The sequence below is a fragment of the Streptomyces sp. NPDC047982 genome (assembly GCF_043204165.1).
Taxonomy (GTDB): Bacteria; Actinomycetota; Actinomycetes; order Streptomycetales; family Streptomycetaceae; genus Streptomyces.
On the sequence record NZ_JBIDBS010000008.1, the window covers coordinates 210,700 to 224,003 of the forward strand.

10 protein-coding genes are annotated in these 13,304 nt (G+C 71.7%); 6 read left to right on the plus strand and 4 right to left on the minus strand.

Annotated elements, in window-relative coordinates; genetic code table 11:
• Positions 1–76 precede the first annotated feature (76 nt).
• The gene (locus ACGF2V_RS12955; protein WP_362626378.1) at positions 77–1,501 is read right to left on the minus strand and encodes a glutamate decarboxylase; all 1,425 of its coding nucleotides are present in this window, start codon (positions 1,499–1,501) and stop codon (positions 77–79) included.
• Between the two features lie 666 nt (positions 1,502–2,167).
• Positions 2,168–3,454 carry an ion channel protein gene (locus ACGF2V_RS12960; RefSeq protein ID WP_362626381.1) on the minus strand — a complete coding sequence of 429 codons (1,287 nt, stop codon included), beginning with the start codon at positions 3,452–3,454 and terminating at the stop codon, positions 2,168–2,170.
• A 262-nt stretch (positions 3,455–3,716) separates the two neighbouring features.
• Here ACGF2V_RS12960 and ACGF2V_RS12965 point away from each other — a divergent pair, with 262 nt between their 5' ends.
• Positions 3,717–4,475, plus strand: a complete 759-nt coding sequence (locus ACGF2V_RS12965) for a MerR family transcriptional regulator (RefSeq protein WP_362709737.1) — start codon at positions 3,717–3,719, stop codon at positions 4,473–4,475.
• 234 nt (positions 4,476–4,709) lie between these two features.
• Entirely contained in the window at positions 4,710–5,423 is a 714-nt protein-coding gene (locus ACGF2V_RS12970; protein WP_362626386.1) for a VTT domain-containing protein, read from the plus strand.
• Positions 5,424–5,673: 250 nt separating this feature from the next.
• On the opposite strand, the gene ACGF2V_RS12975 is transcribed toward ACGF2V_RS12970, so the two are convergent.
• Positions 5,674–7,395, minus strand: a complete 1,722-nt coding sequence (locus ACGF2V_RS12975; protein WP_362626389.1) for a threonine/serine exporter family protein — start codon at positions 7,393–7,395, stop codon at positions 5,674–5,676.
• A gap of 390 nt (positions 7,396–7,785) precedes the next feature.
• A complete protein-coding gene (locus ACGF2V_RS12980; RefSeq protein ID WP_351518875.1) occupies positions 7,786–8,280 on the minus strand; it encodes an inorganic diphosphatase in 495 nt (164 codons plus the stop codon).
• Positions 8,281–8,366: 86 nt separating this feature from the next.
• Here ACGF2V_RS12980 and dacB point away from each other — a divergent pair, with 86 nt between their 5' ends.
• From dacB to hpt, 4 genes are all read left to right on the plus strand, one after another.
• Positions 8,367–9,890, plus strand: coding sequence for a D-alanyl-D-alanine carboxypeptidase/D-alanyl-D-alanine-endopeptidase (gene dacB / locus ACGF2V_RS12985; RefSeq protein WP_362709734.1), 1,524 nt, complete (start codon positions 8,367–8,369; stop codon positions 9,888–9,890).
• Positions 9,891–10,027: 137 nt separating this feature from the next.
• The gene (locus ACGF2V_RS12990; protein ID WP_362626396.1) at positions 10,028–11,158 is read left to right on the plus strand and encodes a zinc-dependent metalloprotease; all 1,131 of its coding nucleotides are present in this window, start codon (positions 10,028–10,030) and stop codon (positions 11,156–11,158) included.
• Positions 11,159–11,357: 199 nt separating this feature from the next.
• Complete coding sequence (gene tilS, locus ACGF2V_RS12995) at positions 11,358–12,488, plus strand: tRNA lysidine(34) synthetase TilS (RefSeq protein WP_362626399.1); 1,131 nt, start codon at positions 11,358–11,360, stop codon at positions 12,486–12,488.
• A 100-nt stretch (positions 12,489–12,588) separates the two neighbouring features.
• Positions 12,589–13,128 (plus strand): hypoxanthine phosphoribosyltransferase, encoded by a 540-nt coding sequence (gene hpt, locus ACGF2V_RS13000; RefSeq protein ID WP_362626451.1) that lies wholly within the window; start codon positions 12,589–12,591, stop codon positions 13,126–13,128.
• Positions 13,129–13,304 lie beyond the last annotated feature (176 nt).

Below are 13,304 nucleotides of genomic sequence, written 5' to 3' on the forward strand. Positions count from 1 at the left end.
AGGGCCTGCAGGCGACAGCCAACGGGAGCGGACGCGGCAGGCGGTGGCGGTCGGCGGCGGGAACCAGTGGCGGAAGTCAGTGGTGAAAGGAAGTCGCCGCCTGCTTGTCGTGGGTCAACGGGTGTGGCTGGCGGCGTAGTTCCGGCAGGACCAGCCGCAGGTCCTCCATGAGCAGCTCGGCCAGGTCCGACGAGAAGCCGTTGCGGCACACCACCCGGAGCACGGAGAGGTCCTGCCGGTTGGCGGGGAAGGTGTACGCGGGAACCAGCCAGCCGCGCTCGCGCAGCCGCCGCGACACGTCGAAGACGTCGTACGCCTCCACGTCCGGTGTGGTCGTCAGCGCGAAGACGGGCAGCTCATCGCCCCGCGTGAGCAGCCGGAAGTCCCCCAACGCCTCGATCTGTCCCGCCAGATGGCAGGCGATGTCCCGGGACGACTGCTGGACTGCCCGGTAGCCGTCCCGGCCCAGCCGCAGGAACGTGTAGTACTGCGCGACCACCTGGGAGCCGGGCCGGGAGAAGTTCAGCGCGAAGGTCGGCATGTCGCCGCCGAGGTAGTTGACCCGGAAGACCAGCTCCTCGGGAAGTTCGGCGGGCGAGCGCCACAGCGCCCAGCCGACACCGGGGTAGACCAGTCCGTACTTGTGGCCCGAGGTGTTGATCGAGGAGACCCGGGGCAGCCGGAAGTCCCACACCAGGTCCGGGTCCAGGAACGGCGCGATCATCCCGCCGGACGCGCCGTCGACATGGACGGGGATGTCGAGGCCGGTGCGCTCCTGGAGCGCGTCCAAGGCCGCGCAGAGGTCCGCGATCGGCTCGTACGAGCCGTCGAAGGTGGAGCCGAGGACGCCGACGACGCCGATGGTGTTCTCGTCGCAGAGATCGGCCGCCGCCCGCGGATCGAGATGGAAGCGGTCGCCCTCCATCGGGACCTGCCGCGCCTCGATCTCCCAGAAGTTGCAGAACTTCTCCCAGCAGACCTGCACATTGATGCCCATGACCAGGTTCGGTCGGGCGGTCGCCGGGTAGCGGTCGGCGTTCCTGGCCGCCCAACGGCGTTTCAGCGCCATGCCCGCGAGCATGCACGCCTCGCTGGAACCGGTCGTCGAACAGCCCACAGCGGCCGACGGGTCGGGCGCGTTCCACAGATCGGCGAGCATCGCCACGCACCGCCGCTCCAGTTCGGCGGTGCGTGGATACTCGTCCTTGTCGATCATGTTCTTGTCGCGGCACTCGCCCATCAGCACCCCGGCCTGGGGCTCCATCCAGGTGGTGACGAAGGTCGCGAGGTTGAGCCGCGCGTTGCCGTCCAGCATCAGCTCGTCGTGGACCAGTTGGTACGCGGTCGACGGTGGCATCGGTCCGTCGGGAAGCCGGTGGCGGGGCGGCGCCGTCTCCATGCCGGCGACCGGATCGGCCTCCCCGAAGAACGGGTTGAGGGCGAGCCTGCGGCGTTCCCGGGACGGTTCCGTACCTCGGGGCGATCCTGTATGGAGAGGCATCGGCGGACAGCTCTTCTCGTTTTTGGGCGTCTGGACGTCTGGACTTTGGGTGTCTGCGCTTCCGGGGCCCCGGGGTTCCGGGCTTCTCCACTGCTCAGCTTTTCGACTTCGCGACTTGTCGGCTTGCCGTCTTGCCGCCTCTCGACGGGCTCCGCGCCGCGAACTTCGCGTCGCGGTCTCGGTGCTGTGGCCCTTCGTGCTGTGGCCTTCGCGTCCTTGCCTCTGTGGCGCGGGGTTCGTGTGAGGACGCGGCGCTGCGCACGGGGATCAACGCGCTGCGCAGAGGCCGTCGTTGATGGCGCGGGTGAACGTCACGACCCGCGCGGCCCGGACCCGGGCGGCGGTCAGCGTCTGCCGGCCGACCGGGATGGATGACGGCGAGGTTGACGGGGGTGGACATCGCGGAGACCTCCGGCAGGGCATGAGGAGGTACGTCCGGACATGTCCGGACGTATTCATGCGGAGGTGATGATACGGAACATGGGCATCCGGTGCGTCGAGCAGTCGAGTGGTGTGAGGCGTTCGTGGTGCGGCGGGGCGGGAGCGGAGTAGGGCGGAGCGAGGCGTGGCAGGGCGGGCGCGGTGCGTTCCGTGAGGTGCGGCTCGGCGGTGTGCCCGAGGGTGCGTCGGACGGGGCGCGTCGGGCGGAGCGACGGCGCGGGTGGGTCACCTCAGCGGCGTACCGTCCTCGCGCAGTTGCATCAGCGGGCGCCCGGTCACCAGCAGCCACGCCGGCAGTGAGGCGACGCACAGCAGCGGCAGCACGCCCGTGTCACCGACCAGCACCGCGGCCGTGAACAGGCTCAGCCAGCCCTGCCGGGTGACGGCGAGCAGCACGCCCAGCACCGCGCACGCCACCGCCAGGGTCACCGGCACCGCCGAGACCAGGGCGTGGGCGCACAACCCCAGCGCGACACCCACGAAGACGGCGGGGAAGATCCGCCCGCCCCGGAATCCGCAGGTCGCCGCGATCAGCAGCGCCGCCGTCTTCACCAGGGCCAGCACTGCGAACTGCCCCGCCGACCAGCCGTCCGGGTCGCCGGCGAGCTCCTTCACCTCGTCGAGCCCCTTGAACAGGGTGAGACTGCCGCCCAGCGCGCCCAGCAGGCCGAGCAGCAGCCCGCCGACCGTCAGGGCCAGGACGGGCCGTTTCGACGCCTGGAAGAACCGGTGCGCGTACGGGAAGGCATACACCGCCAGTAGGCCCAGCGCCGCGCCCGCGATGGCGATGACGACCGAGGAGAGCAGATCGCCCCCTTGCGGACGGGTGTAGGGCGGCAGCGAGAGGTCGAAGGCCGGGCGGGCCAGCAACGTCATGGTGAGGGCCCCGGCCGCGCCCGCCGCGAGCGGGCCGAACAGCCGGTCCCAGAGCGCGCCCGGCGCGGGACGGGACGCGAGGGTCTCGGAGAGGATCAGCGCGGCGGCGATCGGGGTGCCGAACAGCGCGCCGATGGTGCCCGCCGCGGCCAGGGAGCCCCACAGCTCCGCCCCGGTGTCCGGGGCGAGACGGCGGCCCAGCCAGAAGGCGAGCGCGACGTTGGCGGCCGTGACCGGATTCTCCGGACCGAGACTGACCCCGGCTGCCAGGGTGATGACCGTGGCGAGCAGCAGCCCCGGAACCACGCCTGGCGGCGACGGCGGATCGACGAGCCCGGTGGTCGCCGGATCGGGGCCCGCGTGGCCGGGCACCGTCCGGATGAGCAGACCCGCCACCAGCCCGGACGTGGTGAGCACCACGATGATCCAGAGTGCGGACCACCGGTCGACCGAGAGAGCGTCGGGGAACGTCTCCCAGAGCACGACCCGCACCTGCTCCGCGATCAGGTCCACCCCGAGCAGGACGAGGGCCGAGGCGACCCCGACGGCCAATGCGGGCGCGATGAGGGGCAGCAGGCGGCGCACGGGGGCGGGCCCGGCAGCGGGCCCGACGGCAGCAGGGGAAGCGGTGTCCATCGGCTCACCATAATGGAGTAAAGATCGCATAATGCGCCGAATTGCAGGCATTGTGATGAGTCTGCGATGCGGGGGAGATTTCTCACTTCCCGCTTGCACCTCACGTGGCGTCAGGGCGCAGGCTCGGAACGCACCCGATTCCGGCGGGTAGCGGAGAGCCGGACGTACTCGGGTGGCGAGCGGGACATGGCCGGGCGGAGAGCGGAACGCAGCCGCGCGGAGACGCGAGACGCGGAGAACGAAGAAGGGAGTGGGGAGAGTCGTGGACTATTCCGTGGGACAGGTCGCCGGTTTCGCCGGGGTCACGGTGCGCACCCTGCACCACTACGACGCCATCGGGCTGCTCTCACCCAGTGGACGCAGCCACTTTGGCCACCGCCGGTACGCCGACGCGGACCTGGACCGGCTGCAGCAGATCCGGTTCTACCGGGAGCTGGGCTTCCCGCTCGACGAGATCGCGGTACTGCTCGACGATCCGGACGCGGACCCGCACGAACATCTGCGCCGCCAGCACCGACTGCTGACCGACCGGATCGCCGGGCTCCAGAGGATGGCGGACGCCGTCGAGAACGCCATGGAGGCACGCAAGATGGGCATCGACCTCACACCGGAGGAGAAGTTCGAGGTGTTCGGGGACAAGGACCCCGAGGAGCACGCCGCGGAGGCCGAACGCCGCTGGGGCGGCACCGACGCCTATGCCGCGTCGCAGCGCCGGACCGCCCGGTACACGAAGGGGGACTGGAAACGGATGCAGGCGGAGGTGGCCGACTGGGGCGCCGCCTACGACGCCCTGATGGAGGCCGGTGAACCGGCCACCGGTGAGCGCGCGATGGAGCTGGCCGAGGCGCACCGGCAGCACATCACCAAGTGGTTCTACGCGTGCACGCCCGAGATACACCGGGGGCTCGCGGAGATGTACGTGTCCGACCCGCGGTTCCGCGACTTCTACGAAGCGACGCGGCCCGGCCTGGCCGAGCACCTGCGCGATGCCATCGCCGCCAACGCGGAACGCCTCTCGTAACGTCGCGGCCGCCCGGCTGCACGGGCGCTCGGACGTACTGCTGCACAGCCGCATGACCGTACTGCTGCGGCTGTGCAGCCGTACAAGGGAGGGCTTTGTCCTGGTTGGCCCGGTCCGTGCGCCCGTGAGGGAGCCTGGAACCCGACGGCGGCATTCTGCGTTGATAGCTTTGGGCGGCCACGCAGTTGTCGGCGGCCACTCTGCCGCCATTGACCGACTCAGGAGCCCGGACCCTTGAATACGCTTGCGCTCGGACCGAGCTGGCTGGACCCGGACTATCTCATCAACACCTTCGGACTTCCCGGCGTCCTCCTCATCGTCTTCGCCGAGTCCGGACTGCTGATCGGCTTCTTCCTGCCCGGTGACTCCCTGCTGTTCACCACGGGCCTGCTGGTGACCACGGACCAGCTGCGGCACCCGCTCTGGCTGGTCTGCACGCTGGTGGCCGCCGCGGCGATCATCGGTGACCAGGTGGGGTATCTCTTCGGCCGCAAGGTCGGCCCATCGCTCTTCAAGCGCCCGGACTCCCGCCTCTTCAAGCAGGAGAACGTCGAGAAGGCGCACGAATTCTTCGAGAAGTACGGGCCGAAGTCGCTGATCCTCGCCCGCTTCGTCCCCGTGGTGCGGACGTTCACGCCGATCATCGCCGGTGTGAGCCGGATGAACTACCGCTCGTTCATCGTGTTCAACATCGTCGGCGGGATCCTGTGGGGGGTCGGTGTCACGCTGCTCGGCTCCGCCCTCGGCAAGATCGAGTTCGTGCACAAGAACATCGAGGCCATACTCATCCTGATCGTGCTCATCTCGGTGTTGCCGATCGTGGTCGAGTTCCTGCGGGCCCGTTCCAAGGGGAAGAAGGCCGCGGCGACGGGCGACGGCACGGGCGAAGGGGCAGCCGTGGACGGCGGCCCGGCCGTGGTCCAGCGCGGGCGCCACGCCAAGCGCTGACCCGGTTCCGCGACTCACGTCACCTGCTTCCCACGGGGGCGTACGCGTACTGCGCGTACGCCCCCGTGGCGTACCGGCACCGCCCGCGGGTCCGTAGCCCGTGAGCCGCTCGCCGCGGGTGCGGAGGCCGAAGGCCGACCGGCGGGCCGAACCCGGGGCCGGCAGGCCGAACGGGGCCGGGAAGCCGCACCCGGCTCGTCATGACTGGGCTCGGAGGCCGTGACCCGGGCTCGGGCGTGGTGACCCGGGCTCAGAAGCCGCGCGTCCGCTTGGCCGCGCGGCGTTGTGCGCCGCCGACCTCCCCCGGCACCCGCATGAACAGCCGGGAGATCTCGCTCCCCAGGTTCACCCCGATCGCGATGGCGAGCGCCGTCGCGACCGCGGTGGACAGCGACCCGAGCCCGGCGTTCACGTTGCCCTGCGCCACGGCCAGCAGACCGAAGTACGTGGCCGAACCAGGCAGCAGCGGGCCGATCGCCGCCGTGATGAAGGGGAGCGACGAGGTGTGCCGGTAACGCGAGAGGAGCTGTCCGAACAGGCCCACCAGGCCGGCCGCCGTCGCCGTCGCCAGCACCGGTGAGATGTTTCCGGTACGGGCCATCGCCCCGTAGACCACCCAGGCCACGGCGCCGTTGAGGGTCACCGCCAGGACCGTGGAACGGTCCTGCTGGAGCAGGATCGCGAAGGCGAAACAGAGCGCCATGGACGCCAGGATCTGCACCACGGGCCGGTCGGGGGCGAAGAACCTGGTCCCGGGGTTCAGTTGCGCGCCCAGCTGGAGGCCCATGTACAGCACGAGCAGCACACCGACGACGATGCCGATGAACAGGTACATGACTTCGAGCAGGCGTGCCGCCGCCGTGATGTAGAAACCGGTCAGCCCGTCCTGCACGCCCGCCACCAGGGCCCGCCCCGGCAGCAGCGCGAACAGCCCACCCGTGATGACCGCGGACGGCCGTACATCCGACCAGTGGGTCAGGGTCAGCGCCACGCCCAGCGCGGCGGGCGGCATCGCCGCCACCACGAACTGATAGAACTCCGGCAGCCCGCGCCCGGCGCACAGCCAGGCGAGCCGGTCGCCGAGCATCGCGCCGATCGCGGCCACCACGAACACCAGCGCGCCACCGCCGACCAGCACCGAGGCCGCCCCCGCGAGACCGCCGCCGGCCAGCGTCAGGATCCAGCCGGAGTACGGGTGCCGGTTGCGCCGTATCTCCGCCAGGCGCCGGTAGGCGTCCTCCAGCGAGACCTCGACGTCCCCTGTGGTGATGTCGTCGATGAGCCGGAAGACGGCTGCCAGCCGGGTGTAGTCGGTGCCCCGGCGGCGCACGGTGCGGCTCGCCGTCACCGGGTCGTCGACCAGCGACGGCTGGTACGAGATCGACAGCAGGGTGAAGGTGACCGTGGGCTCGCTGCGGTCCAGCCCGTAGCTGCGGGTCACCGCGAACATCGCCGCCTCGACGTCCTCCGCACCCTCGCCACCGGCGAGCAGCAGTTCCCCGATACGCAGCGTCAGGTCGAGCACGCGCGGCACCGCCGGGCCCGTCTCGTCGGGCTTCTGCACCAGCTCGGGCGCGGGACGCTCGGCGACCGGCATGCGCAGCATCGTGCGCATCCGGTCCTGCCACGGGGCCTCCTTGGTCAGCCGGATCATCGGGCTGCCGTGCGCCGGAGTGAAGGCGGGGGGCGAATGGTGGGCGCGGTACGTCCTCGGCGGGGCGAAGGCGGAGCCGATCGTGTCCGAGCCCGAACCGGAACCAGAAACCGGACCCGAGCCGGACCCTGAAGCGGAACCCGTGCCCGCCCCCGGGGGCTCGGTCGTCAGACCGGCCGGAATGGCGAATTCCGATGTCGGGTGGTCGTCGTCGGGTGCCGACGCGGGCGGTTCTACCCCGGCTGGTGGGACGAAGGCGCTGCGCGCCTCGTCGGACTGGGGCTTCTGGTCCTCAGGACCACCCGGTTCCGCCACCACTCGACCAGTTCCTCCTCGGCTGTGCGACCTCGGCTCGCACCTCTGCCCCCAGTATGGGCACGGAAGGGCCGGGTACGGATACGGGCCCGGGGCGGGCCCGCGAGGGGCCGGGCGCAGGGGACGGGCGGCGCGGCGGACAGACGAAACGGGCGGCACTCCGTCGGAAGGAGTGCCGCCCGCATTCGGCGCGGAAGCGCGAATCGGAGACAAACGGAACCGCGAGCGATCGCGAACGGAACCGCGAACGGAATCGTCGGCGGGACCGTGCGACGGGCTCAGGGCGCTGCAGGCGCCCGGCCCGCGCCTCGGACCGATGCCGTCGGGCCCGCGCCCTCGGGTCGGTGGCCCGGGATCAGCGCTCCCGGGCCGTGCCTGGGGGTGTGCCCCGGGTCAGTGCGCGCCGCCCTGCGCCTCAAGGCGCTTGTAGGACGCCTCGATCTCGGCCTCGGCCTCGGCACGGCCCACCCAGTCGGCGCCCTCGACGGACTTGCCGGGCTCCAGGTCCTTGTAGACCTCGAAGAAGTGCTGGATCTCCAGGCGGTCGAACTCCGACACGTGGTGGATGTCACGCAGGTGCTCCACCCGCGGGTCGGAGGCCGGCACGCACAGCAGCTTGTCGTCGCCGCCGGCCTCGTCCGTCATGCGGAACATGCCGATGGCGCGGCACTTGATGAGGCAACCCGGGAAGGTCGGCTCGTCCAGGAGGACCAGCGCGTCCAGCGGGTCGCCGTCCTCGCCGAGGGTGTTCTCGACGAAGCCGTAGTCCGCCGGGTAGCTCGTCGAGGTGAAGAGCCGACGGTCCAGACGGATCCGACCGGTCTCGTGGTCCACCTCGTACTTGTTCCGCGAACCCTTCGGAATCTCGATGGTGACGTCGAACTCCACGGGTGGCTCCTCCATGATCAAGACATACGACTGGTGATTAAGTGTCCCCCACGCAGATGTGTGCTCGCGAAAGGGGCTGGTCAACGGTGGACGAGCCGGTGAAGAGACCGTCGGTCAACCCGCTGGACAGACTGGGCGCGCTCACCCGCAGAGGCGGTGCGACCAGGCTGAAGGGACTGAACGACCGGCAGTTCACGGCCGTCGCCGCCGGCCTCGGTCTGGTGCTCGCGGCCGGCGTCGCCCTTGCCGCCGGCCCGTGGGACTCGGGTCAGCGTAAGGCCGAGCAGGACTGGGCCGCGGCCCGCGGCGGCACAGGTGGCGTACATCACGAAGCCGGTACGCCGTCCGGGGCGCGGCCCGCACCCAGCGCGCCGCCCGTCCTCGCCGCCCTCTCCGCGCCGGCCGGCGCCGGCGACACCGCGGACGACTCCGCCCCCGACGCCCGCACCGCCCCCGACCGGGCGGCGTCCTCCCTGACCGCGGACCTCGGCAGGCTGCTGAAGGACCCCGCCCTGGGCACCGCGCGCGCCGCCGTCGTCATCGACGCCGCCACCGGGGAGCGGCTCTACGGGCAGGGCGCCGACACGCCCATGCCCCCCGCCTCCACGGTCAAGATCGCCACCTCGGTCGCCGCCCTGAGCGCGCTCGGCCCCCACCACCGCATCGCCACGACGGTCCAGGCATCCCCCGACTCCCGGGCCGTCACCCTGGTCGGCGGCGGGGACCCCACCCTCGACAGGGCGGCCCTGCGCGCGCTGGCCGCCGACACCGCCCGCGTCCTGAAGCAGCGGGGCATCGAGAGGGTCCGTCTCACCTACGACACCTCCCGCTACACCGGCCCCTCACGCCATCCGATCGGCCCCAACGAGAACATCGCGCCCGTCACCGCCCTCATGACCGACGAGGGGCGGCTCGACCGCAGCGACAGCGGGCCCGCCCCGCGCAGCGAGGACCCGGCCGGTGACACCGCCCGCGCCTTCGGCGAGCTGCTCGGCGACGCGGGGATCGCCGTCCCGTCCGACCCGGTGTCCGGCCGCGCGCCCGCCGACTCCCGTCCGGTCGCCCGGCACCTGTCCGCCCCGCTCTCCGCCCTGGTCGAGCGCACCCTGACCAACAGCGACAACGACATCGCAGAGGCCCTCGCCCGGCAGACCGCCGTCGCCGCGGGCGAACCGGCCGACTTCGACGGCGGCCGACGCGCCGTCACCGCGCGACTCGGCAAGCTCGGCCTGCCCCTGAAAGGCGCGAACCTCGCCGACGGCAGCGGGCTGAACCGCAAGGACAAGGTCACCGCCGGACTGCTGGCCGGGCTGCTCGCCCGCGCCGCCGACCCGGCCCACCCGGAACTGCGCCCGGTCCTCACCGGTCTCCCCGTGGCCGGGTTCACCGGCACGCTCAGCGACCGCTACACGGCGAAGTCCGCGGGCACCGGCCTGGTCCGCGCCAAGACCGGCACTCTGACCGGGGTGAACTCGCTCGCCGGTACGGTCGTCGACGCGCGTGGCCGGCTGCTCGCCTTCGCCTTCCTGGCATCGGGCACCACCTCCCCGTCCCAGGCGCAGTCCTCCCTCGACGCGCTGGCCACCAGCCTCGCCGCGCCCGCGCGCTGAGCGGCCCGGCCGTCCCTGCGCGGTGCCCGTCACCGCCTGCCCGGCGGCCCGCTCGCCGGCCGCCGGGTCCGGCGCTTTCGCCCGGCGGCCCCGTCAACACCCCGGCGCGGACGGACCCGAGCACGTACGGTTGACACATGACGAGCATCGGTGGGGCCGAGATGGTCGACTGGAATCTCGCGGTCGCGACCGCGACCCGGCTGGTCCGGCCCGGGCCCGAGATCAGCCGCGAGGAGGCCCGCGAGGTCGTCGCGGAGCTGCGGCGGCACGCCAAGGCGTCGGAGGACCACGTCCGCTCCTTCACCCGGTTGATCCCGGAAGGGACCGAACCGGAGGACACCCCGGTCCTGGTCGTGGACCGGGCCGGTTGGATCCGGGCCAACGCCGACGGCTTCCGTGAACTGCTCCGTCCCCTGCTGGAGAAGATGCGCGGGCGGCGCGGCAACGGGCCCGGGGGCGTCGTGCTCGGGACGGTCGGCGGCAAGGTGACCGGCGTCGAGGTGGGGATGCTGCTGTCGTTCCTGGCCTCCCGGGTCCTCGGCCAGTACGAGACGTTCGCGCCCGCCGGGCGCGAGTTCCCGGCCGCGCCCGACGGCGGCAGGCTGCTGCTGGTCGCGCCGAACATCGTCCACGTCGAGCGCGAGCTGGCGGTCGACCCGCACGACTTCCGGCTCTGGGTCGCCCTCCACGAGGAGACCCACCGCACCCAGTTCACCGGGGTGCCCTGGCTGCGCGACCACCTCCAGGGCGAGATCCAGTCATTCCTCGAAGAGACCGACGTCGACCCGATGGCCTTTCTGGAACGCCTCCGCGAGGCGGCCCAGTCGCTGGCCGGGGGCCGTCCCGAGGGCGAGGACGGCGAGGAGGGCGGACACAGCCTCGTCGAGCTCGTCCAGACCCCCGCCCAGCGGGAGATCCTCGGCCGGCTCACCGCGGTGATGTCCCTGCTCGAAGGGCACGCCGACTACGTGATGGACGGCGTCGGACCCGAGGTCGTCTCCTCCGTCGCCGAGATCCGCGAGAAGTTCCAGCAGCGCCGGGCGCGCGGGGCGAGCCGTCTCGACCAGGCGCTGCGCAAGCTGCTCGGGCTCGATGCCAAACTGCGCCAGTACCGCGACGGCGAACGGTTCGTCCGCGCCGTGGTCGACGAGGTCGGCATGGACGGCTTCAACCGGGTCTGGACCTCGCCGAACACCCTCCCCACCAAGGCGGAGATCTCGAAGCCCGCGGACTGGATCGCGAGGGTGCACCGTAAGGCAGAGTCGTGACCGTGGCGGCCACGACGGCGCGCGACAGGACGACAACGCGCCGGTAATCACCCATCCGAGGGACCGTAGAGGCATGGGAAGGCGTGCAATGCTCGATGGACGGCTTGCCTCTGTCACCATCGATGCACTCTGAGTGACGGAACTCTCGCTCGTCCCGTCACTCCGAGGCACTCCCGACACTCCACGAAGGGCACCGGACATGGGTCCCCATCCTGCGGTCGCGGCGATACGCCTGGCGGTCCGCCGCGTACTCCACGACGTACTCACCGAACACACTCGCAACAACGCCCGCAACAGCACCCACGGCCACACCTGCGACAGTGCGGGACACGCCCGCGACGCCGGGCATCCCCGGCGCACCCCGCCCTCCGAGTCCACCGAAGCCGGTGCGGGCAGGCGGTGCCCCGCACTCCCCGATACCCCACTGGTGCTCGTCGCATGCTCCGGCGGCGCGGATTCCATGGCACTCGCCTCCGCCCTCGCCTTCGAGGCGCGCAAGCTCGACGTCCGGGCCGGTGGCATCACCGTCGACCACGGCCTCCAGGACGGCTCCGACACCCGGGCCGCCGAGGTCGTCGACCGCCTCGCCGCCATGCACCTCGACCCGGTCGAGTCCGTCGCCGTGCGGGTCGGCCACGAGGGCGGGCCCGAGGCCGCCGCCCGCGACGCCCGTTACGCGGCCCTCGACGAGGCCGCCGAACGGCACGGAGCCGCCGCCGTGCTGCTCGGCCACACCCGCGACGACCAGGCGGAGACGGTGCTGCTGGGTCTCGCCCGCGGCTCCGGCATCCGTTCCCTCTCCGGCATGGCCGCCGCGTCCGGCCCCGCCGGCCGTTATCGCCGTCCCTTCCTCCAGCTCGACCGGCAGACCGCCCGCAAGGCGTGCCTCGTCCAGTCCCTGCCGGTATGGGACGACCCGCACAACATCGATCCCGCCTACACCCGCTCCCGGCTGCGCCACGAGGGTCTGCCCGCCCTGGAGAAGGCGCTGGGCAAAGGGGTCGTCGAGGCCCTGGCCCGTACCGCGCGCCTCTCTCGCGACGACGCCGACGCACTCGACACCTGGGCCGTCGAGGCCGAACGCGCCGTCCGGGACGAGGCGGGCCGGCTGGAGTGCGCCAAGCTGTACGCGCTGCCGCCGGCCGTGCGCCGCCGGGTGCTGCGCCGGGCCGTCGTGGAGGCCGGATCCCCGGCCGGTTCGCTGTTCGCCCGGCACATCGAGGAGGTCGACCGCCTGATCACCGGCTGGCGCGGCCAGCGGGCCATCAACCTGCCCGGCCGCGTCGAGGCCCTGCGCCAGGGTGGCAGACTTGTGATTCGGCAGAGCTGAAGCACGAGCGGCTGACACGCAGGCGAGAGGTCGCCGCCGGTACGGGGCGCCGCCCCGGGCCCGGCAGGCACAGAAAGAGACGCGGGTGAACGAGAAGGACATGGGCACCGACCTTCAGTCGGTGCTCCTCACCAAGGAAGAGATCGACGCGAAGCTCGTCGAGCTGGCCGCGAAGATCGACGTGGAGTACGCGGGCAAGGACCTGCTCATCGTCGGCGTCCTCAAGGGCGCGGTGATGGTGATGGCGGACCTGGCGCGCGCGCTGTCCACCCCCGTCACCATGGACTGGATGGCTGTCTCGTCGTACGGCGCGGGCACCCAGTCCTCGGGAGTCGTCCGGATCCTGAAGGACCTGGACACCGACATCAAGGGCAAGCACGTCCTGATCGTCGAGGACATCATCGACTCGGGTCTGACCCTGTCCTGGCTGATGTCCAACCTCGGGTCGCGCGAGCCCGCGTCCCTGGAGATCTGCACGCTGCTGCGCAAGCCCGACGCGGCCAAGGTCGCGCTCGACTGCAAGTGGGTCGGTTTCGACATCCCCAACGAATTCGTCGTCGGCTACGGGCTGGACTACGCGGAGAAGTACCGCAACCTCCCCTTCGTCGGCACGCTCGCCCCGCACGTCTACGGCGGCTGACCGCCTCCCGGCACCGCCTCCTGGCCCGGACGACGGGGTCGGGCGGGAACCCGGTGACGGGATCCGGCACGGCGAACCGGCGACGGGAACCTTTTACTCGATTCCCGTCGTTGGGACATGGAAGGGCGGTTTGACAGACGTCCCCGGCGGTCCCGGGTGACAATGCTGGGGTACCG

Bases quoted from the DNA above. Each gene is read 5' to 3' on its own strand.
- ACGF2V_RS12955 (WP_362626378.1), bottom strand. From the start codon at position 1,501: ATGCCTCTCCATACAGGATCGCCCCGAGGTACGGAACCGTCCCGGGAA.
- tilS (WP_362626399.1), top strand. From the start codon at position 11,358: ATGGGTCCCCATCCTGCGGTCGCGGCGATACGCCTGGCGGTCCGCCGC.
- ACGF2V_RS12960 (WP_362626381.1), bottom strand. From the start codon at position 3,454: ATGGACACCGCTTCCCCTGCTGCCGTCGGGCCCGCTGCCGGGCCCGCC.
- hpt (WP_362626451.1), top strand. From the start codon at position 12,589: ATGGGCACCGACCTTCAGTCGGTGCTCCTCACCAAGGAAGAGATCGAC.
- ACGF2V_RS12990 (WP_362626396.1), top strand. From the start codon at position 10,028: ATGACGAGCATCGGTGGGGCCGAGATGGTCGACTGGAATCTCGCGGTC.